Annotated in this window: 18 protein-coding genes; 3 read left to right on the top strand and 15 right to left on the bottom strand. The window is 37.1% G+C overall.

Going from position 1 to position 20,887, the window contains the following annotated elements:
* Positions 1 to 28: 28 nt before the first annotated feature.
* The 4 genes from ACEN25_RS04900 to ACEN25_RS04915 form a co-directional block, all read right to left on the bottom strand.
* Positions 29 to 418, bottom strand: coding sequence for an acyl-CoA thioesterase (locus tag ACEN25_RS04900; protein ID WP_441801923.1), 390 nt, complete (start codon positions 416 to 418; stop codon positions 29 to 31).
* Between the two features lie 125 nt (positions 419 to 543).
* A complete protein-coding gene (locus tag ACEN25_RS04905) occupies positions 544 to 3,573 on the bottom strand; it encodes an AAA family ATPase (RefSeq protein WP_441801924.1) in 3,030 nt (1,009 codons plus the stop codon).
* Positions 3,574 to 3,634: 61 nt separating this feature from the next.
* Entirely contained in the window at positions 3,635 to 4,852 is a 1,218-nt protein-coding gene (locus tag ACEN25_RS04910) for an exonuclease SbcCD subunit D C-terminal domain-containing protein (RefSeq protein WP_441801925.1), read from the bottom strand.
* 233 nt (positions 4,853 to 5,085) lie between these two features.
* Positions 5,086 to 5,676, bottom strand: a complete 591-nt coding sequence (locus tag ACEN25_RS04915; protein ID WP_441801926.1) for an NAD(P)H-dependent oxidoreductase — start codon at positions 5,674 to 5,676, stop codon at positions 5,086 to 5,088.
* A 90-nt stretch (positions 5,677 to 5,766) separates the two neighbouring features.
* Between ACEN25_RS04915 and ACEN25_RS04920 the strand changes: the two genes are divergently transcribed.
* On the top strand, positions 5,767 to 6,675 hold the full coding sequence (locus ACEN25_RS04920) for a LysR family transcriptional regulator (protein ID WP_441801927.1): 909 nt from the start codon (positions 5,767 to 5,769) through the stop codon (positions 6,673 to 6,675).
* Between the two features lie 66 nt (positions 6,676 to 6,741).
* Here the strand turns inward: ACEN25_RS04920 and ACEN25_RS04925 are convergent, their stop codons facing one another.
* Complete coding sequence (locus tag ACEN25_RS04925; protein ID WP_441801928.1) at positions 6,742 to 7,365, bottom strand: LysE family translocator; 624 nt, start codon at positions 7,363 to 7,365, stop codon at positions 6,742 to 6,744.
* Positions 7,366 to 7,476: 111 nt separating this feature from the next.
* On the opposite strand from ACEN25_RS04925, the gene ACEN25_RS04930 reads away from it, so the two are divergent.
* Positions 7,477 to 8,364 (top strand): LysR substrate-binding domain-containing protein, encoded by an 888-nt coding sequence (locus ACEN25_RS04930; RefSeq protein ID WP_441801929.1) that lies wholly within the window; start codon positions 7,477 to 7,479, stop codon positions 8,362 to 8,364.
* 783 nt (positions 8,365 to 9,147) lie between these two features.
* On the opposite strand, the gene ACEN25_RS04935 is transcribed toward ACEN25_RS04930, so the two are convergent.
* The 9 genes from ACEN25_RS04935 to clpB all read right to left on the bottom strand — a co-directional run bounded on the left by ACEN25_RS04935 (position 9,148) and on the right by clpB (position 17,515).
* Positions 9,148 to 9,654: a hypothetical protein gene (locus ACEN25_RS04935; protein ID WP_441801930.1), complete on the bottom strand. Its 507-nt coding sequence runs from the start codon at positions 9,652 to 9,654 to the stop codon at positions 9,148 to 9,150.
* 654 nt (positions 9,655 to 10,308) lie between these two features.
* Positions 10,309 to 11,073 carry a type I methionyl aminopeptidase gene (gene map / locus ACEN25_RS04940; protein ID WP_441801931.1) on the bottom strand — a complete coding sequence of 255 codons (765 nt, stop codon included), beginning with the start codon at positions 11,071 to 11,073 and terminating at the stop codon, positions 10,309 to 10,311.
* An 80-nt stretch (positions 11,074 to 11,153) separates the two neighbouring features.
* Complete coding sequence (locus ACEN25_RS04945; RefSeq protein WP_441801932.1) at positions 11,154 to 11,720, bottom strand: DUF4269 domain-containing protein; 567 nt, start codon at positions 11,718 to 11,720, stop codon at positions 11,154 to 11,156.
* Positions 11,721 to 11,880: 160 nt separating this feature from the next.
* Entirely contained in the window at positions 11,881 to 12,204 is a 324-nt protein-coding gene (locus ACEN25_RS04950) for a hypothetical protein (RefSeq protein ID WP_441801933.1), read from the bottom strand.
* The gene (locus tag ACEN25_RS04955) at positions 12,201 to 12,386 is read right to left on the bottom strand and encodes a hypothetical protein (protein WP_441801934.1); all 186 of its coding nucleotides are present in this window, start codon (positions 12,384 to 12,386) and stop codon (positions 12,201 to 12,203) included. Before ACEN25_RS04955 ends, ACEN25_RS04950 begins: the two co-directional genes overlap by 4 nt.
* Before the next feature lie 58 nt (positions 12,387 to 12,444).
* Positions 12,445 to 13,098, bottom strand: coding sequence for a hypothetical protein (locus ACEN25_RS04960; protein WP_441801935.1), 654 nt, complete (start codon positions 13,096 to 13,098; stop codon positions 12,445 to 12,447).
* Positions 13,099 to 13,443: 345 nt separating this feature from the next.
* The gene (locus tag ACEN25_RS04965) at positions 13,444 to 13,920 is read right to left on the bottom strand and encodes a cupin domain-containing protein (RefSeq protein ID WP_441801936.1); all 477 of its coding nucleotides are present in this window, start codon (positions 13,918 to 13,920) and stop codon (positions 13,444 to 13,446) included.
* 226 nt (positions 13,921 to 14,146) lie between these two features.
* Positions 14,147 to 14,686, bottom strand: coding sequence for a GNAT family N-acetyltransferase (locus ACEN25_RS04970; RefSeq protein WP_441801937.1), 540 nt, complete (start codon positions 14,684 to 14,686; stop codon positions 14,147 to 14,149).
* A 225-nt stretch (positions 14,687 to 14,911) separates the two neighbouring features.
* Complete coding sequence (gene clpB / locus ACEN25_RS04975; protein ID WP_441801938.1) at positions 14,912 to 17,515, bottom strand: ATP-dependent chaperone ClpB; 2,604 nt, start codon at positions 17,513 to 17,515, stop codon at positions 14,912 to 14,914.
* A 290-nt stretch (positions 17,516 to 17,805) separates the two neighbouring features.
* Here clpB and ytxJ point away from each other — a divergent pair, with 290 nt between their 5' ends.
* Positions 17,806 to 18,198 carry a bacillithiol system redox-active protein YtxJ gene (gene ytxJ / locus ACEN25_RS04980; protein ID WP_441801939.1) on the top strand — a complete coding sequence of 131 codons (393 nt, stop codon included), beginning with the start codon at positions 17,806 to 17,808 and terminating at the stop codon, positions 18,196 to 18,198.
* A gap of 184 nt (positions 18,199 to 18,382) precedes the next feature.
* Here the strand turns inward: ytxJ and ACEN25_RS04985 are convergent, their stop codons facing one another.
* Positions 18,383 to 20,830 carry a TonB-dependent receptor domain-containing protein gene (locus ACEN25_RS04985; RefSeq protein WP_441801940.1) on the bottom strand — a complete coding sequence of 816 codons (2,448 nt, stop codon included), beginning with the start codon at positions 20,828 to 20,830 and terminating at the stop codon, positions 18,383 to 18,385.
* Between the last annotated feature and the right edge of the window lie 57 nt (positions 20,831 to 20,887).

Here is a 20,887-nt window from a genome sequence, read left to right on the forward strand (position 1 = left end):
GCTTTTTTAATGGTTTTATGTAGAATTCTTATTGATCGAGTCTGTTTTTGACGTATTCGATCTCAGTTTTGCCGTGAGGCTTAGCATTACCGTCTTCATCAAGACCTACCATCACAATTTTGTCAATTGTGATTATAGTTTCACGGGTCATTTTATTACGCACTTCGCATTTAAGCGTTAGGGATGCAGTACCAAATTTTAAAGGTTCGAGACCTATCTCAATGATATCTCCCTCGCGGGCACTCGCTTTAAAATCTATTTCACTAATATACTTCGTTACCGTACGCGGATTCTCTAATTGAATGATGGCATACAAAGCAGCTTCTTCATCAATCCATTCTAATAGCCTGCCTCCAAAAAGGGAGCGATTGGGGTTTAAATCCTGAGGTTTGATCCATTTACGGGTGTGGAAATTCATATTTAATAATTTTCAGATTCACCAATAAAACTAAGGAAAATCAAGCTTTTAAAGCGAAATTGAGGCTTGTAATCACTTATAGTATCATAATCAATTTAGATGCATTTCTACACGCAAGTCAGATTTTAAACCACCATCAACGAACTGTATCCCTGTCCGTTTTGAGTGAGTTGTATTTGTGTAGCGATGCGTTCTTTAAGACTGTCTACGTGACTAATGACACCAATCATCTTAGACGATTCGGCTTGTAGCACTTCAAGCGTATCTAAGGTCTGATCTAAAGTTTCGGGATCGAGCGTTCCAAACCCTTCATCAATAAACAAACTATTAATTTCTATATTCCGCGAAGCGAGATCAGATAAGGCTAAAGCCAGCGCCAAACTTAAAATAAACGTTTCTCCACCACTCAATGTTTTAATTGAACGGCGTTGACCTCCCATATGCTCGTCTATCGCCACCAGACTATCGTCTTCATCGCCTGTGGGTTGATCTATGCGGTAACGGTCTGTTAATTGTAACAGGCGCTTGTTTGCCAACTGTAATAGCTGCGCCAGCGTGAGGTCCTGTGCAAAATCATTGAACTTATTCCCGGTAGCATCTCCGATGAGGTCAAACAGTACCTGCCAATGTTTTGATTGTTCCAGCTCGATTTCTATCTGATTGCGCAATTGGGCGATGAACTCCAGATTTTGTTTTTGATTTTTAAGAATTCGGGAGAGTTCATTCCCTGTATTATCATTGATCGTTAGGGCTACGTTTTTTTGAGCTTGCTCCTCCTGAAGTTTTTCTAAAGGAACGGTACCGGTAGTTTCTTTTAAAATTTTGATTTCATCGGAGAGTTTTCGTTGCAACGTTTTGAGACGTACCAGACTACTTTGCAACTGTTGCAATTCGCTCGTCCAGGTCTGTGCTACCGAAGCGTTCAAACGCTGCTCCAGGGCTTTTTCTATGGAAACATAGCCTTTCTCCTGCAAGTTGCCGAGTAGGGAAGTGGTAAGGGTTTTTAGACCCTCTGTGATTTCGGCAGAAGTTTGTTGCGCAATTTTCAAGAGCTGCTGCTGCTGGCTTATGTTTTGTTCATTACGATTCCAGGTGGTTTCTGTGGTACTGATTTGACTTTCGAAATTCGGGATTTCACCAGAATAGAGCTGTTGTATTGCAGCCATATTCTTTTTACCCTGATCAATAAGTGTATTCAGAGTTTCAATTTGTTTTTTTAAAGTTTGAAGCAGGGTAAGCTCATCCTGAAGTTTTTTGGCAAGAGCCAAATCGTCTACCTGCTTTTCTAAACGCGTCTCCTGGGCTGAAAACGAATAGTTTTCTTCCACATTGTACATTCCTTTAAAACGAGCATCAAATTCACGTTGAGCGGTTTCCAATTGGGTGTTTAATTCTTCAATTTGCCGATTCAAAACCGAAATTTGCTGGGTAAACTGCTTTAGTTCTGCTTGTTTTTCAATGTGTTCTTTTTGCAGGTTTTTAAGCTCCTGCTCAAGCTGTTCTACAGCAGATTTCAGTCCGTTTTCCTGCTCCGGAAGGTGCGTAGCAAAAGGATGTTCTAAAGAGCCACACAAGGGGCATGGGACATCCGGCTTGAGTTCGTTACGGTAATCATCGAGCTGTTTTTGAAGGTTCTCAACTTCTAGCGTTTTTTGCCTGGCAACCAGTTGAGCTTCCTTGAGTTCTAGTTGCTGTGTAATTTTTTCAATAGTTTCCGGTAATCCTTTTTGTTGGCCAGTGATAGTTTCTAGTTCTGCCGTTTTTTTGGTGCATTCTGTTTTTAGATTGCTAAGCTGAATATTTGCTTTTTCTGCAAGTCGTAGTTGCCGTAGTTGTTCCTGAGTTGCCGTTTGCAGGGTTTCTATGGAATGCTTTTGAAAATCAAATTGCTGAGCTACGTTTTTGTAATGTGTATTTTTAAGCGCTTGCTTCTCGTTGAGTTCGCTCTGAAAGGCTTCAGTTTTAGAAGCTTTTGCAATGAAATTTAATGGGACCGCGATGCTGTCGATGTGCTTTACACTGTTAGTATATGTAGCACCAATGGTACTGCGTTCTGCGATGAGTTGACGCACTTCACGTTTATAATTTTCCAGCTTTTCAGCGAAATTGGCTGGTGAAACTTCTAACCTAAAACTAGTGGCGATTTCTTGCTTTAGTGTTTCGCGTTGGGTAGTTGCTTGCTGTATGGCTTCAGTCGCAGCAGTGATTTCTTTAGCTTTTTCTGCTGCTTTTTCGCGAAGCGTTAACCAGCGGTTCAATTCTTCAGCAAACAGTTGTAGTTCCTGATGGCGTCTAAGCTTACTGCCTTTTTCCTCTTCAAATTTTTGATGCTGTTCTTCTGCTTCGCGTAATTGTTTTTGGGTTTTAAAGTGTTCGTTTTCCTGTTTTTCCAGTTCGGTTTTTAACTTGATTTCGTTGCTTAGGGCATCAAGCTCTTTCTTTAATTTTGTCCGTTCTGACGCTATTTTTTCAGCTTCCTGTTGCTTTTCAGCATAAACAGTTTCCTCAATTAATTGCTCTTTGAAGGTTTCTATTTTGGCCCGTTTCAAGTCTAATTCTTTGGCCCGCTCTTTATGTTTTAGATACACTTCCATACCTATTCTTCGGTAGATTTCGGTACCGGTTATTTTTTCTAAAAGAGCGCCACGTTCTTTTTTCGGCACCTGTAAAAATTTGGCAAATTCGCCCTGTGCCAATACCACACTTTTGATAAACTGATCGTAATTCAAACCGATTAATTCTTCATTTTTTGCCGGAACATCAGACTTTTTCAAATCGAGAATAGCTTCGGTTTCCACATTAGAAATCTCCATATGGTAGTCTCGTAAATTGCCGTTACGGTTTGTTGATATAGACCAGGTAGAAGCAAACACTCCTTCGTTACACCGGTAGGTAATTTGTGCATAGGCTTCGGTCTGGTTGCGGGTTAAAATAGCTCCTTTTTTAAGAATTTCGCCCGTACTCATCCTGCCCAGTCTTGGCACATGATTAAATAACGCCAGAGAAATCACATCAAGAATCGTTGTTTTTCCGCTACCAGTAGGACCGGTAATCGCAAATAAACTGTTCTGCAAAAAAGGTTCTTTAGTGAAATCGATATGATGCTCGCCGCGAAGGGAGTTGATATTTTGAAAGTCTATTTTTAATATTTTCATCAATTAAAAATTGAAAGTGACCTGAAGTCAGTAGTATTTTTGTTTGAATGGCAAAGTGCCCTTATGCGTGATCTAACGTATGTATTTGCTCAACAATCTCCTGAAAGGCCTGCCTTACCTGTGCTTTAGTTTCGGCATCATAACTGTGTTGCTCCAGCATTTTTTCAAAAACCTCCTGAGGTTTTAAATCTTCGAGATGTTGATGGGTGGCAAAGAGTTGCCCCGTTTCTTTAAGTCGGTTTTTAAAGGTAGCGCGGTGTTTTACGATCTCGAGTTGAGGTACTTCAAATGATGTCACCAGATCATCCAACTGATTGATGAGGTTGGCGTCAAAATTCTCTTCCAGGAGTTCGACTTCGATGAGATTTATTAAATCGCCTTCAGCAGTTAAGTTGCTAAGTTTGGCTTTGATTTCGTCTAAAGATCCGCTTACTTTATTCAATTTTCGAAACGCAGGAATGCCAATACTTGTGGGTTCAAAACCGGTTGCGGTATCTAGAATCAAGACGCGTTTTTCATCTTTGCGCTCGCTAAATGAAAGCGGAAGTGGAGACCCGCTGTAAAAAGTAGGAATCGCTGCTGTCACACGCTGTGGTTTGTGAATGTGACCCAAGGCTACGTAATTGAAGTAATCCCCAAACTGACTTGCCTGAAATGCCGCCTGATTACCGATCTGTATATCGCGCTCGCTGTCTGAAGACTCAATACCTGCAGCATACAAATGTCCCATTGCTACCGCGGGTAGACCAGGAAAATTTTGTTTACAAAGTACTTCTGCCTGTGTAAATGTAGTTTCAATACCTTTACGAATGGCTTCAATACGGTTGTCATACACCACACCTTCTTCAGCAGAACGAATGTCACTATCCCGTAAAAATGGAATTGCCGCCACCACGAGTTCGAGTTCACCTTGCTTATTGTTAACCGGAATCAAACAATCTGATAGTTCCTGAGGCATCCCGCCTATAATGTGCACATTAAGTGCTTCTAGAATTTCACGAGGTGCATCGAGCATACTGGGCGAATCGTGATTGCCGCCGGTGATAATAATCTTGCAGTTAAGCTGACTTAATTTTTTAAGCGCCAGATAATACTGCCGGCGCGCCTCTGCTGAAGGGTTTGCCAAATCAAACACATCGCCTGAAATCAACAACAGTTCTATTTTTTCATCACGCATAATACCTGTGAGCCAGGTTATAAACAGCTCAAAATCTGCGTGTAAATAGTGCTTGTGTAGTTTTTTACCGATATGCCAATCGGCAGTATGCAAAATTTTCATGATTCTGATTTTTGTAACGTAGGAGGAAAGTCGAAGTTACGAAAAATAGAAAGTTGCAACGGCTGAAAACAAACTAAAGAAGGGAAATCTTAAGCCTCAAATTTAGTATTTGAAGGGTAGAGCTTTAAGAAACCAAAAAAAATACTTTAGAAATAGGAGGCCGAAGTAAATAAAATCTAACAAGATAAGAAGGTACAATAAATCTCATCTTATTAGATTTTTAAAGAGGAGCATTAATTGAAATGCTGTAGTAAAAACGCATTGTAATTTTCTAACTCTTTAGGAACGTCTGCATTTTTCTCCATATCGTGAAAGTGATGTGTGTCTAACAATTGCATACCGGTAAATGCATTCATTTTATGAAAACCAAATAAGGCACCATCATCTACACTACGTTGATTAAAAAACTCATTCTCTAGGGTAAACGCAGCTTTAGGAGCATTCCAGCTAGTGGTTAAAATATAGCGTTTTCCGTGTAGTAAGCCTCCAGTTCCATAATTAATATCCGGGTTTTTGCGGCTTCTTCCATCACTGTTGTAGATACCATTTTGATGCCCCTCTGTAAAAACAATGTCAATGTATTCTTTAAAGCCAAAGGGAATCTGGAACCACCAGATTGGAGTATGATAGATTATAATATCTGCCCATTTGTATTTCTCAACTTCTTCTTTAGGATCATAATTAGATCCTACCTGAGTAGTTTTTAGGGCGAAATCCTTGCGATCCTGGAAAAAAGAAATGGTGTTCTCAAAGAGGCTTTGATTGAATTTTCCGCCAGAATGAGCGAAAGGATGACCTCCGTTAATAATAAATATGTTTTTCATTACTTATATTTTATTTATGCCAAAATTAGAAAGCGTTACTGTATTTATAAAATAATATAAATCATATCTTTGTATTATAATATTAATAGTATGGTTAATTTAGAATGGTATAGAACATTTAAAGCTATTTATGATCACGGCACCCTTACAAAGGCTTCTGTGGCACTATATTCATCGCAACCTGGAGTAAGTGTTCATTTAAATGCACTAGAATCTTATGTAGGGAGAAAGTTGTTTGAGCGTACTTCTCGTAAAATGATTCCTACGGAAGAAGGGAAGTTTCTGTACGAGTTTATACAAGAATCTCTTAGTAAACTGGAAACAGCTGAGCAGCATTTTAAAAAAACCACACAAGAGAAAAATCCTTCATTAAACATAGGGATGTGTTCAGAAACCTTTCAGCTTATAATTGAGCCAGAACTAGCTACACTCGATTTTGATCTGGTAGCGAGATTTGGTGCCCATACAGATCTTATTAAAGATCTAAACAATGGTATTCTTGACCTGGTTATAACTCCTAACGAGCAAACTGATAAAAAATCACCAGTAACCTACACAGCATTTTCAAAAGAAAAAATAATTCTTGTCGCAGGAATGAAGACTGATACTAAACCCATTGAAAATCTTTTAAGAAGTCAGGATTTAAAAGGGCTTGAAGAGGTTCTTCAAAATTATAGTTGGTACAGCTCTTCTAATGAGATGGAGCATTTTAGAAGATTCTGGTATGATAATTTTAAGCAGAATGCCTCTTTTAAGCCTAACTATATATTGCCAAGTATCACTTCAATCATACGAAGCATCAGCAATAAAGACGGTCTCGCCATTGTGCCTGACTTTCTATGTGAAGAAGCTATAACCAATGAGGAAATTAAAGTGGTATGGGAAGGAACCAAAAAAACAGAAAACATCTTATACTTTGCTTCAAGAATCGACTTAAAATTTAAAAAAGAATTAGCGGTTATTCAAGACATTTTTAAATCTAAAATGAAAAGCATTTGAGCTCAGAATATAATTGGTCAAAACCACTAAAAGACTACTTTTAATTTGGGAAATAGCCTTTTACATTTAAGTAAAGGCTATTTGTATTCCCATCAAAATAAACAGTAAACAACTCACGCGATTAATCCATAAACTTACATTGGGGTTTTCTTTTATTTTCTGGGAAAAATTGCCGGCAAATACTGAAAGTAGGAGGTACCATACAACACCTATAAGTGCATAAGTAACCCCAAGAATTATAAATGGCAACGGACTAGAAAGCTGCTCCGGAGTTACAAACTGCGGAAAGAAAGCCATAAAAAACAAAGCCACTTTTGGATTTAGTGAGTTGGTTAAAAATCCTGACCAGAAATCACTTTTACGTTTAGAATTTGGATTTTCTGTCGGTAAATTTTCGGAAAAGGTAGCGGGTTTTCTAAGACTTTTAATTCCTGTAAAAATTAAATAACTAGCACCTAGGTATTTAACAGCTGTAAAGATTAATTCAGATTGTGCAATTAATACAGATAGACCTAACGCTGCAAACAAGGTGTGCGTTAGCACTCCGGTGTTTACTCCTAACGAAGCTTTAATGCCGCTGCGTTTCCCAGAAAGCACCGATTTGTTCAATACAAAAAGTGTGTCCAACCCTGGTGTAATTACAAAGATGGAAGCTGTAATTAAAAACGTAAGATAGTTTACAATACCCATAATCCTAATTTTTATAGATCAACATTCGTTTTTTATAAATGCAAAGGAAAGCACCAATGAATCAGCAACAAATACTTAATTTTGATCGACTAATGCAAAAAATGCATTACTATGGATTTACAAAAGATAAGGTACTTTCTGGTCCTTGCAGAAGAGCTGCATTTTTGGAGAACTGCTGAGCGAGTTTTTATCTCACAATCTTCACTAAGTAGGCATATGCAGGCTCTTGAAGAAGAGCTAGGTATAAAATTGCTAGAGCGGGATAAGCGCAATGTAAAACTTTCTGATGCCGGTAAATTTCTTCAAAAGCAATGGCGTGTAAAAGTGAGGGAATTAGATCATATACAAAGTCAGGCAAAAAAAATTAGTGAAGGAGAAGCTGGTGGTGTATCTATAACATACCCCGGTTCTATAGCTTTCAAATTTTTACCTCTATTTTTGGATAATCTCAATAGTAAATTACCTAATCTCAAAATAGAACTCACCGAACCCACCGATGAGAATCACGAGAAATTACTTCTTGATTATAAAGCAGACATTGCCTTTGGTCGAGATCGTATTGAAAACAGTTCTATTGAAACCCATCAACTATATGCAGAGCCGGTTTGTCTGATTGTGCCTAAAGCGCATTGGTTGACACAGGAAAATTTTGTGAGTCTCAAGGATTTGCAGAATGAGCGATTTATACTTTCAGGTTTGCATCAAAAAACTTTTTTTGCTTCTTTTCTTCGCAATTTATTTCACAATTACGATTTTGAACCTCAGGTGCTTATAGAATCAGATTTTGGTGGTATGATTTTAAGTCTGGTGTCTAAAGGATTAGGGATTACTATCCTACCGTCGTCCTTTAGTTACGCAAAAGCTGAAAATGTTCGGTTTATCGAACTAGATGAAGAAATAGGTCTATTTATGAACTGGAGAAAAAACGAACTTAACAAAGCTATTGAGCGTATTGTTCAATGCGGAAAAGATGCTGCAATGCTGTATTCTGAAATGTAAGTGTTTTATAGTCTTTTTTTAGAACATAATTGGTAGTCCTTAACACGCGATTTAATCGTGCGGTAACAGCGGTAACAAGACAAAATCTGTACATAATTATATTATACAGTTTTTTTGTTAGTACGCGATTGTATCGCGCATATAGGTGCCAGTTTTTTATTTGTCTTAAATACTGAGCCTTTAAGATGTTACTTTATTATTTGTTAATCGCCACACGATGCAATCGTGCGGCAACAAGTAGCTATTAAGATGTTACTTTTTAACTTATTAATTACCACACGATGCAATCGTGCGGTAACTAGGCAAGATCTGTAGATAATTATATTATATATTTTTTTGTTAGTGCGCGATTGTATCGCGCATATAGGTGCTAGTTTTTATTTGTCTTAAATACTGAGCTTTTAAGATGTTACTTTATTATTTGTTAATCTCCACATGATGCAATCGTGCGGCAACAAGTGTTTTAGGAGCTGTATCACAAGAAACAGAATTCATAAGTAGAATTAATCTTTTTCAAATTGCCTTTAGCTAGCTACATTTTTTTTATCATTAAATTCTGATTATAAGATAAATAGTGGTCTGATTCGGTGATATTTTTTAAATAACTTGAGATTTTTGTTTTGGTTACTAGTGTGTGTACACCCTTTTAAAGAGACTTCATTCTGCTAATTTACAAACGATATAAAACTAGAAAACCGCTTAAAAGCGGTTTAAATAAGTGATATTTTCTAAGAATTAAAGGCTTGTGCAACGGTTACCGGTGTTGTACGCTGGCTTTTTTTATCAGTTGTCATATTCCGCCAATTCAATTTCCTCATCACTTGGTAACCAACCATTATTAATTTTTTCAATCAGGTCGGTCAAATGTTTTTTCACTTTGCGTTTAGTAAAGTCAATGCAAACAACTTTATTTATGTCAAAATTATCATCGTTCGCAAGAGTAGAAGCAAACCAAAACCCTTCTCCAAAATTCTTATGAGCTGTCGTAACTGGCGACTTTTCATAATCAAATTCTTGTTTTGTCCGCATTTCATAATCTACTCCTCTCCAAGCTATTTCCTCATCAAAATAGTTTTCAGTCCAAAGTGCTAATGTTCCAGCACTACAGGTATACGAGACATTTTTGTCCATACAGACTTTAACCGATGGTGGAACCAATTCTTCATCTTCTTTATTTGCTATTGTAAATGCTACCCAATCACTTTTTGGTAAAGAAGATTTCCATTCTGAATTATTTCTAATCTGAACGTAGTATATTTTTCTTCTATTTATTCTACCTATGAGTTCCATTTTTCAGCTTGCGTACAACGGTCCCGTATAAAAGCTTTAACGGGTTTCCGGCTTTTTTGTGTTTTGGCTTTATTAGCGTTGGCAGAAAAAAGCCGAGTTACTTACTTTTCACCAACAGCACTAAAATACTAAAATACCTTAATAAACGAACAACAAAAGCGCCGTTATTGCTTTTATGCATTGTTGTTAAATGTATTATCGGTTTTAGATCGACTAAAACAGAAAAATGATTTTTTCCTCTAAGGTTGTTTTTGCGAACTGCTTAGATACAGTTTTGAAAATCATTTTTTTCATCCGTGACCTTAGCAAAAAAGCGACACTAGGGAAGGAGTAAAACTGGTAAGTTCAATAGAAAGTGAGATATGAAACTCAATATATTTCGTTCATTATAGATTTGAACAAATTTTATATTTTACAACTAGTTATATCAATCCTAAATATACTGTTATTACGCAATATTTCTTAAAATAATAATTTTTAATCCGTGCGCAAAATACCCTTACGATCTCACACTATTTTACAGAATTCTGTATTCGGCGAAAAATAAACAAAAAAAAAAGCGACCCTTTTAAAGATCGCTTTTGGCGTGAAATTAATTTTATGTCTTGTGCCGGGCTTTATAACTTATTGTAATGAGTTTTTTAAGCCAATAACTTAATTCCAGATTTCGTTAGATTCGGTTAAAATTATAGGCAGATTATCTGTAACAAGAATGGTATGCTCGTGTTGCGTTACATAGCCACCTTTATTTCCTACAAGAGTCCAACCGTCATTTAGCTCGACAGCAACAGTAGATTTTGTCGAAATAAACGTTTCTATGGCTACTGTGGTATTCTTTTTAAAGCGCTCATGGTTACTTTTAACCCTGTAATTTAAAATGTTCTCAGGGGCTTCGTGTAAACTTCTACCCACACCGTGACCGGCGAGATTTTTAATTACTTTATATCCAGATTTTTTGGCTTCTGTTTCTATTAAATAACCAATTTCCGAAATTTTAACTCCGCCTTGAATGCTGCTTATTGCTTTACTTAAAATAGTTTTAGAAGCATCTACAAGCGGTTGGTGCTTATGAATGTCTTTTCCGAGAATAAATGAACCTCCATTGTCAGACCAGAAGCCATCAAGTTCTGCAGAGACATCAATATTAATTAAATCTCCTTCTTTCAGTATTTTTTTCTCAGATGGGATTCCGTGTGCTGCTTCTTTATTTACGCTAATACAGGTATAACCCGGAAATCCATAGGTTTCAAAGGGTGCAGATTTTGCGCCATAACTTTGTAAAATACCACCTCCGTAGTCATCTAATTCTTTTGTAGACATACCTACTTTAGCGTATGCTCTCATTAGTTTTAGTGTAGAACCCACAACTTCACTAATTTTTTGCATTCCCCGTAATTCTGATTCTGTTGTTATTGACATAGGGTTTATTTATTTTCTTTTCTTAGATCTCTTAATTATTAGCTATCGGGACGATTTAAAATAACTACGATTTCAAAAAATTAAAGGTTTCTACAAAGATTACCATTGTTGGCTCTAGTTCCTGTTTCGTATTTAAATAATTCGCTATACGGATCACCTTTTAGTCCCAATAGTACAGCAAAAGCTGGTTCTGTTTTTAATCCTTCAGATTTTAATTTCTTTATGCTCTGTTTAAAGTCAAATCCTTTAGCGATTAGAATTCTATTTTCGATTAGCATATGTCGATAAGCGTTTTGCTTTTCGGTTGGAATGTTTTGTCCGAAAATCTCAAATAAAAAGTGATCTGTTTTAAATTCTGCTATAGTTGATTCAATTCCGTCGAGTTGTTTTGTGTAAACTCTAAAATCTTTTTTTTCTGAAAACGTTTTTGTTAAATAGTCTTTGAATTTGGTGTGATTGTCACATTCACAAATAATATCTAAATCACTTTCTGGCAAATCAATCCCGATAGGAATAGTACCAGTTAAAATCGGGTTATACACTTTGAGTATCTCAAAAATTTTATGACGGTTAATTTCTTTAAAAGCAAGTTTTTGCCTTTTGTTTCCGTGTTTTAAATATTCTATATTTTTAAAATTTTCGATCAAATCTCTATTTTCTAATTTTACGAAACCGTGACAGACTATGGTATAATCGCATATTTATAAACCTAATTTAATTAATACAAACCCACTATAAATTTACGAGGTATTTCTCAGGTGAGGTAGAACCAGCAATTAATTTTACACGATTTTGACAAAACCTCAATTAATTTAGGTTCTGCCTTTGACAACCAGAAATCCTTTGTTCTGGAGTTAGTGTCCAAACATTAATTGCTTTTCTATCAAGTTTGTTACTAGAATCAGGTTCTACTAATTCAATTTCAATAATACTTTCAGTCGCAATTTTGTAATCAGAATGTTCTATTAAATAACCATTTACAAAAATTGCGTTATTTTTTTCAATTCCGAAAAATTCGTTCAATTCAGATTGTGTTTTAAAAGGAGTTTTTTTCTTTAAACTCACAAAATAAATCCCGTTTGCAGTCAGGTTGAAAAACTTATGCTCTTTCCGATTTGGTTTGTCTTTCAAAAGCTTATTTCTGCAATTAATTCTTTTGCTAGTTCTTTAACACTTTCGTTCGCAATAATGTCTTTTTCAATAATCACAGTAGGACAATTACTTCCACTCACTGGTAATCTTACATAGCTATCTTGAGCATAGCTATTCGATAAAAAGAAACTGAAAATTATAGTTGTAATAATTTTTTTCATATGCGTCTTGTGAATGTTTGCCAACGTTCTCGTCTAGTGTATAGCGGAATTGATAATTTTATTCAAGAAATTCCATTTGGATTAGAAAATAATGGGGTATATCAAAATGTTTCCCGAAGTTTTCTGGATCTATATCGGAATAGGCAACCTGACAATATTGACCTGCACCAGTTTCAGTTATGTAAGGAGTCATAATTGCCAAAAGGTAAAAGGGTTTTTTAATATTTTCTACTAAATAATCTTTTCCTCCAATGAAATCCTTTGTAGCATAGCGAGCTTTATTTTTTTCCTCTAATTCGAAATAGGATTTTTTACTGCCAAATTTTTCACCTCTTATCCAGGTTTTTAAATTCTTGTTATCTAATCTAGTCAGCAGTTTGAAGGACATAAAGGTTGAATCCGTTTTAAAAAAATCACTTCCCCTTTCATCAAAAAGTGTTTCTGTTTTAATCAGTTCACCATTTTTAAACTCCTTTATTCTAATCACAAAAGCTTTATTTTTAAGTGCAGGACCGGTGATTTTAAATGAGGAATGTGCAATATTCTCAAAGTCGAAAAATGTTTGTAGATCCTCATCCTCAACTCCCATTTTTAATTCAATCTTTATTTGATCTTTTTCGGGAATATCTTCTTTTTGTAGTGAATCTAATTCGGAGTTTTGTGCATTTAAAATGGAAGTTATAAATACAATTAAACCAAGTAATTTTTTCATCTTTTGTTTTTTAATTAATTGTCACCCATTTATATCAATCCTAAATATACTGTTATTAAACACTATTTCTTTAAATAATATTTTTATTCCGTGTTCAAGATATTGCAATGATCTCAAAAGGTTTTACAGAATTCTGTATTCGGCGAAAAATAAACACATGAAAAAACGACTCTTTTAAAGAGACTTCATTCTGCTAATTTACAAACGATATAAAACTAGAAAACCGCTTAAGAGCGGTTTAAATAAGTGATATTTTCTAAGAATTAAAGGCTTGTGCAACGGTTACCAATGTTGTACGCTGGCATTTTAATTCCATTTATTTTGACTGTCGTTCTATCAATATAATCAGTTGCTTTTTAACTTTTTGGCGATTTCGTCATAATATTCCTGCGTTAGAACTTCCGTCCAAGTTGTCGGTTGTCCGCCACCATATAAAGCCAAATACGTTACATCACTATCTTTAGTCGATGAATGCCAGTGTTCGATATCCTTTTCACATTTAATCACCTCTCCTGTTTTTAGAATTACAGGCTCTTTTCCTCTTTCTTGATAGTATGCTTCTCCATTCACAATGATTAAAACTTGGGCAGAACCGTGTTTGTGCCAATCCAAGGTGGAATTGGCTTTAAAAGTTGCTTTTGTGATATTATAACCCAATTCAGCGTCATCGTGAATAATACCATTCAACCAGGCTTCTCCAATGTAATGTGTGTTTGGTGCTTTTGTACCCTCTGTAAAATATGATGAAACCTTATATTCAGAATCTTGGGAAAATCCAGATAATGAGGCTAAAATAAACAGGACTAAAATTGATTTTTTCATTATATTTTTATTTGAATGTTTATATTTTACGTTTGGTTTTCTCTGCTTGCGTACAACGGTTAGTATATGGCAAGTAGGGCAGTAGAAAGCGATAAACTTTCAGGTTTGCACTGAGCCAAAGCGTTGTATTTTGTTTTTAATTTATTCATCTTAAAAGCCAAATCAACGATTTGGCGGTGTTTGTTAATCGCACTGAACTTTCGTAAACCACTAATAGCCCTATTTGCTATATACCGAGTTGCCTGCTGGCTTTTTTATTCAGTTTTAGTTTCATCATTATGTCCGTCTGTTCGTCATTTCCCAATTTGAAAATATGCTTGTCAAATGCTACAAATCCATTTTTTTCATAAAATCTGATTGCTCTTGGGTTTTGTTCCCAAACGCCTAACCAAACATATTCTACGTTTTTTTCTCTCGCCAATTCAATCGCTTTGTCGTAAAGAATTTGTCCGACTTTTTTTCCGTGAAATTCCTTTAGCACGTAAATCCGTTCAATTTCGAGTGAGATTTTATCCTTTATTTCTGTTTGTGATTGTCCGAAATTCACTTTTAAATACCCAATCACATTCTCGTCAAGTTCCGCAAAATAGAATTCAGAGTTTTCGTCTTTCAGTTCCTTTTTCAGTTTTTCGGTCGAAAATCCTTCTTCCAAATATTTCAGCATATTTTCTTCGCTGTTATCGGAAGAAAATGTCTCGGCAAAAGTCAATTTCCCAATTTCCTTTAGGTTTTCAATGTCTTGGATAATTACTTTTCTAATTTTCACTTATTCTTGGTTTCGTTTTTTTCGCTTGCAGGTAACTACTTATATCAATCCTAAATATACTGTTATTACACAATATTTCTTAAAATAATATTTTTTATTCGGGTTCAAGATACTGCGACGATCGCAAAAGGCTTTACAGAAATCTGTATTCGGTGAAAAATAAACACATAAAAAAAGCGACCCTTTTTAAGGATCGCTTTTGAGGTTTTAGATAACCAGTGCTCTTCAGTTGTTTTCCACCAGATCATTTTGATTGCGAAAAACGAGTTCGTCATCAAAGGCATCCAGTAAAATAATACTGTCTGTGGTAATTTTACCACTCAAGATTTCTTTAGAAAGTTTGTTAAGCACCTCTTTTTGTATCGTACGTTTAACCGGTCGCGCACCAAACTCGGGCTGAAAACCTTTAGTTGCCAGGTGTGCGATTGCTTCAGTCGTAGCATCTAAAGTAATACCCTGCTTGTTGAGCATTTTAGTGACTCCTTTAAGCTGTAAACTCACAACTTTCTCGATATCTTTTCGCGTAAGCGGGGCAAACATCACGATGTCGTCTATACGGTTTATAAACTCGGGGCGTATGGTTTGTTTGAGTAAGCCCAGCACTTCAACTTTTGCGCCTTCCATTGCGGTCTCGGCATCTTTAATCGCTTCAAATTTTTCCTGTATAATATGACTTCCCATATTTGAGGTCATAATAATGATGGTATTTTTAAAGTCTGCAAGACGGCCTTTATTATCGGTTAAGCGCCCTTCATCAAGCACCTGTAATAATATATTAAAGGTATCTGGGTGTGCTTTCTCGATCTCGTCTAGTAAAATCACACTGTAGGGTTTGCGACGTACGGCTTCGGTTAACTGCCCGCCTTCATCATAACCCACATATCCCGGAGGTGCACCCACAAGCCGACTCACACTGTGACGCTCCTGGTATTCACTCATATCAATGCGGGTGAGGTTATTCTCATCGTCAAACAGATACTCAGCCAGTGCTTTTGCAAGTTCGGTTTTACCTACACCGGTTGTCCCCAGAAATAAAAACGAACCTATAGGGCGTTTTTGATCTTGCAGGCCTGCGCGGCTTCTACGTACCGCATCACTTACCGCAATAATCGCTTCCTGTTGTCCCACCACACGTTTGTGGAGTTCGCCTTCAAGATGCAGCAATTTCTCGCGCTCACTTTGCAGCATTTTAGTCACGGGTATTCCGGTCCATTTTGCAACCACTTCGGCGATATCTTCGCTGGTCACCTCTTCTTTAATTAGCGTGTTTTCTCCCTGGTTTGCCAGTGCTACCTGTAATTTTTCAAGTTCTTCCTGAGCTTCTTTGATCTTTCCGTAGCGCAGTTCTGCTACCAGACCATAGTTACCTTCCCGCTCTGCGCGTTCTGCTTCAAGCTTAAAGTTTTCAATATCCTGTTTTGCATTCTGAATATTGTCAACCACTTCTTTTTCGCTTTTCCACTTGGCATTAACTTCGTTGCGCTCTTCTTTAATATTAGCTAAATCTGCGTGCAGCGCTTTTAATTTACTCTCGTCTTTCTCGCGTTTAATCGCCTCAATTTCAATCTCGAGTTGCATTATCTTACGATCCAGAACATCAAGCTCTTCCGGTTTAGAGTTGATTTCCATACGCATTTTTGAAGCCGCTTCATCCATAAGGTCGATCGCCTTATCGGGTAAAAAACGGTTTGTGATATAGCGTTGCGAAAGCTCTACCGCTGCGATGATGGCGTTGTCTTTAATACGTACTTTATGATGCGTCTCATACTTTTCTTTAATTCCGCGTAAGATGGAAATTGCAGATTCGGTATCGGGTTCAAATACATTTACCTTCTGAAAACGTCGCTCTAAAGCTTTGTCTTTTTCAAAATACTTCTGATACTCATCTAAAGTTGTTGCACCTATTGCACGCAGTTCGCCACGTGCAAGAGCCGGTTTTAAAATATTTGCAGCATCCATCGCTCCCTGACCGCCACCGGCGCCCACGAGGGTGTGAATCTCATCTATAAAGAGTACAATATCGCCAGCACTTTCAGTCACCTCTTTAATAACTGCTTTAAGGCGTTCTTCAAACTCACCTTTGTATTTTGCACCGGCAATTAAAGCACCCATATCAAGTGCCCAGATTTGCTTTTCCTGAAGGTTTTCGGGTACATCACCGTCTATAATACGATGGGCAAGCCCTTCTGCAATTGCGGTTTTACCGGTACCGGGTTCTCCTACCAGAATCGGGTTGTTTTTGGTTCTACGCGATAGAATTTGTAAAATTCTGCGTATTTCCTCGTCACGACCTATTACAGGATCGAGCTTACCGTCACGGGCAAGTTGGTTTAAGTTCTTGGCGTATTTGTTCAGCGAGTTATAAGTTTCTTCTGCGCTTTGTGAAGTAACACGCTCTCCTTTGCGCAATTCTTCAATTGCGGCTTTTAGGTGTTTTTCGGTAACGCCCTGGTCTTTTAAAATCTGACCTATTTTACTGCTCGATTTAAAAATGGCGAGTATAAGATGTTCCAGAGAGACATACTCATCGGTCATATTTTTTGCGATGTTTCCGGCTTCGGTTACTGTTTTAGCAGCCTCACGTGAAAGCATAAGCTCGCCGCCACTTACTTTAGGGAAACTATTAAGCGTACTTTCTAAAATCTGTTTAAGCAGATTAATATTTACATCTAATTTTTGAAGTAAAAAGGGAGTAACATTCTCATCAACTTCAAGAATCGCTTTAAAAATATGCTCGTTCTCAATTTGCTGATGCCCGTAGCCTTGAGCAAGCGCCTGGGCTTGCTGTACAGCTTCCTGAGATTTTATTGTAAAATTATTAAAGTTCATGTGTTCTATTTTTTAAGCCCATTAAATGGGATTTGATGTTTGTTTCAATGCACCTTATAGATTTTAAGATATGATCAGATTCTTAAATTTTAAGTGCTTTTGTAGATGCTATGGCAATTTATATACCAGTTGCAAAACCAGTCATAATGGCGGTTAAGCCTTGTTTTTATGCTGTCTTTTTGTCGGTTAAGTTGTTTGGTTTTTCTTAATAGAAATTACCATTATCTTTCCCTAAATTTACGTCACGCTTTTGATAACAGGCGTTAATAAAAATTTAAAGATAAACGACGATGGGTTTTTTTGATAAATTTAAAAGTGCGAGCGATATCGCAAAAGAAGAAATTAAAGAGGTGAAGTGGATACAACTGGAGCGTCTGGATCAACTTGACGAGATTGTAGAGATTTCTAAAGCGGTGCCAGTTTTAATTTTTAAACACAGTACTACCTGTGGTATTAGCCGTATGGCATTACGCGGTTTTGAGAAGAACTACAATTACGATACAAAGGAGATCGAACCTTATTTTTTAGACCTTAAGCAATACCGTGAAATCAGCGCAGCAATTGCTACAAAATTCAATGTGCGTCACGAGAGTCCGCAAGTATTATTGATTAAAAACGGAGCAGCCGTTTATAATACCTCACACAGCGATATAGATGCTTCGGTATTGAAGCAAAAGATTTAATAGGACCTTAATTACAAGCAAAAACCCGGAGCAGCGCTCCGGGTTTTTTTATACCTATGAATATTAATTTCGGTTGTAGTTATAAGAAGGCTAATTCAAATTAACAAAAAACAGATTATTTCGTTCAATAGGTAATGAATACAATTATCGGTATTGTAAATAAGTAGGCTATTACCTGTTGATTTTAGAACATTCCGCCACCTTCAACTTCATTATCTTCTCTGTTTTTTCGGCGTTTAGCGCGGTATTTACTATCGCCAAAACGGTAGTTAAATCCTGCGTAAACGGTATTGCTTTCCCAGTTAAATTGTCCTTGTATGAGGTAGGGGTTGGTTCCGTTAAATCGCGCTTTCATCGTATTAAATACGTCATTGTAGTTTAGACTAATCGTGCCTTTACCTTCAAAAACCGAATAACGCGCACCAACATTAGTCATAAACATCGATTTGTTTTCAAACTGAATTCCTATATAAGGACCTCTAAACATCGCAAAAGCGGTAAGCGTCAATTTTTTTGTCGCTGTAAAATTGTTGATTACTCTCACATTATAAACCGTGTTTTCTACTTCAATACGGGTTTGGGTAATATCAGATGCCGTAGGATTTTCAATAGCCGGGTCTAGCGACTCGGTAATACCGGTTTGTGTTTGATTAAATAAATCGAAACTCGCATTAATGCTCCACCAGTCTAGCGGTTTGTAGTTGCTGCTCAATTCAAAGCCATAGGCAGTAGTGGAGTCAAAATTATCGTTAGTCAACACGATACGATCCAGGTTAAAGCGATCTACAAATACGGCTTGATTGATCTCATCTTCAATAATGCGGTAAAATACACCGGCTGTAATACTTCCTTTCTCCAGGGTTCGTGTGTAGTTGGTTTCTAACGAATTTGTAAACTGCGGTCTCAGATCTACATTCCCAAATTGCGTGATTAAGGGCGAACTCCATTCGCGTATGGGATTAACCTGGCCTACGCCCGGGCGATCTATACGACGGCTATAACTTACCTGATACTGATTTTTTTCTGAAGGATTGAAGGTCACGTAAGCCGAAGGGTAGAGCTCAAAATAATCGTTTGTAAACGCACGTACCGCATTAGTATCTGCAGCGACATGCACCTGCTCAGCTCGTAAACCGGCCTGATACGACCATTTTTCATAGTTTTTTCCGTAAGTCACATAAGCAGAATAAATATCCCGACTGTAATCAAACTGCGTGTCTGGTGTGGGAATCAAATTTCCAGATGCATTAAACGACTGCCCGGTACTGCTGTATGCAATATCTGTATTGAATACAATAGCCTGAACACCCAACTCTAGCTTTTCGCTTTCAGAAAGCGGATTCACATAATCTAAATTCAAAGTAGTACGGTCTCTTTTTGTAGCTACAAAATCTTCATAGTCGGCAAGGGGAGTAGATCCTGTAAAGTCAAAAAACGTATCCTCATCTGCATCAAAGGTGTTGTAATCTGCTTCAAACTCAATATTATGACCTTCTTTTTCAAAATCAAGTTTATAATCGAGGTTGTATTGCTGCGAGTAGTTGCTCATATCTGCGCCAAAATCCTGCATCAGATTGCGGGTCGTATCATCTGCGTAAATAATATCTATGTTACCGCCGGGCATTCCGTTAAAACTGTTTTGAGAGGTAAATACAGAGAGGGTATTTTTATCATTTAAGTACACATCTAAGCCCAATTTTAGCAGGTGTGATTTTTGGTCATTAAGCATATCAAAATACTGGGTAGAGTTATCGCCTTCGCGAAAAATCGTCCCATAATTAGCATTCTTAGAAAGGTTATTACTGTAGTTTGAATACAGATTGAATTTGCCGTTGCGGTAATTGAGATTTAAACCGCTGTTAAATTGGGCGTTTTTCTCATAGGAAAGTCCGGCACTTACATCCCCGTTAAATCCTATGTTTACATTTTTGTGCAGTACGATATTGATGATTCCGCTCATTCCATCAGGATTGTATTTTGCTGAAGGATTTGTGATTAATTCAATCTTCTTAATAGAGCTCGACGGAAGCTGTTTAAGCAACTGATCTGCCGGAATGTTAGAAAGCTTACCATCTACCATTACCTGTACGTTGCTGTTTCCGCGTAGCGTAAGAGCACCAGATTGCTGATCAAGATTTACAGAAGGAATATTATTCATTATATCTGCCGCGCTTGCTCCTGCAGTGGTCAAATCTTTACCCACGTTGATGACTTTTCGGTCTATTTGCTGCTCTATTGTGGTGCGCTCAGCAACGATATTTACCGCATCAAGTTCTGCCGGAACAGCACTCAGTTTAATAGTACCAAAATCACTCTGGCGATGCTCACGGTCTATTACCAGATCGCGCTGGGTGCTTTCATACCCTATAAATTGAATTTTAAGCGTGTAAATACCTTCAGGGATTTTTGAAATTTCAAAGGCACCATCGTCATTTGTAATACCGCCGGTAACTACATCACCGGCATTTTTACTAATTACAATGGTTGCGTAGGGTATGGGTTGATTGAGGTCTGCGTCTAATACCACCCCACGTACGCTACCGGTAATAACCTCAGGAGGTTTAGGTTGCGCAAAAGAGAACGTGGTAAAACTTGATAATAATAGGCATAGTAGCCAATAGCTAGGTTTCATAGTGTTCGATTTTGATTGATGTTTTAAATAATACTTTGCATAACATACTAGTTAAGA

The organism is Leeuwenhoekiella sp. W20_SRS_FM14, assembly GCF_052119605.1.
In the GTDB taxonomy this organism is placed as follows: domain Bacteria; phylum Bacteroidota; class Bacteroidia; order Flavobacteriales; family Flavobacteriaceae; genus Leeuwenhoekiella.

What these genes read in the sequence shown, in the direction of transcription:
- ACEN25_RS04900 (WP_441801923.1), bottom strand. Translation starts at nt 418, where the DNA reads ATGAATTTCCACACCCGTAAATGGATCAAACCTCAGGATTTAAACCCC.
- ACEN25_RS04905 (WP_441801924.1), bottom strand. Translation starts at nt 3,573, where the DNA reads ATGAAAATATTAAAAATAGACTTTCAAAATATCAACTCCCTTCGCGGC.
- ACEN25_RS04910 (WP_441801925.1), bottom strand. Translation starts at nt 4,852, where the DNA reads ATGAAAATTTTGCATACTGCCGATTGGCATATCGGTAAAAAACTACAC.
- ACEN25_RS04915 (WP_441801926.1), bottom strand. Translation starts at nt 5,676, where the DNA reads ATGAAAAACATATTTATTATTAACGGAGGTCATCCTTTCGCTCATTCT.
- ACEN25_RS04920 (WP_441801927.1), top strand. Translation starts at nt 5,767, where the DNA reads ATGGTTAATTTAGAATGGTATAGAACATTTAAAGCTATTTATGATCAC.
- ACEN25_RS04925 (WP_441801928.1), bottom strand. Translation starts at nt 7,365, where the DNA reads ATGGGTATTGTAAACTATCTTACGTTTTTAATTACAGCTTCCATCTTT.
- ACEN25_RS04930 (WP_441801929.1), top strand. Translation starts at nt 7,477, where the DNA reads ATGGATTTACAAAAGATAAGGTACTTTCTGGTCCTTGCAGAAGAGCTG.
- ACEN25_RS04935 (WP_441801930.1), bottom strand. Translation starts at nt 9,654, where the DNA reads ATGGAACTCATAGGTAGAATAAATAGAAGAAAAATATACTACGTTCAG.
- map (WP_441801931.1), bottom strand. Translation starts at nt 11,073, where the DNA reads ATGTCAATAACAACAGAATCAGAATTACGGGGAATGCAAAAAATTAGT.
- ACEN25_RS04955 (WP_441801934.1), bottom strand. Translation starts at nt 12,386, where the DNA reads ATGAAAAAAATTATTACAACTATAATTTTCAGTTTCTTTTTATCGAAT.
- ACEN25_RS04960 (WP_441801935.1), bottom strand. Translation starts at nt 13,098, where the DNA reads ATGAAAAAATTACTTGGTTTAATTGTATTTATAACTTCCATTTTAAAT.
- ACEN25_RS04965 (WP_441801936.1), bottom strand. Translation starts at nt 13,920, where the DNA reads ATGAAAAAATCAATTTTAGTCCTGTTTATTTTAGCCTCATTATCTGGA.
- clpB (WP_441801938.1), bottom strand. Translation starts at nt 17,515, where the DNA reads ATGAACTTTAATAATTTTACAATAAAATCTCAGGAAGCTGTACAGCAA.
- ytxJ (WP_441801939.1), top strand. Translation starts at nt 17,806, where the DNA reads ATGGGTTTTTTTGATAAATTTAAAAGTGCGAGCGATATCGCAAAAGAA.
- ACEN25_RS04985 (WP_441801940.1), bottom strand. Translation starts at nt 20,830, where the DNA reads ATGAAACCTAGCTATTGGCTACTATGCCTATTATTATCAAGTTTTACC.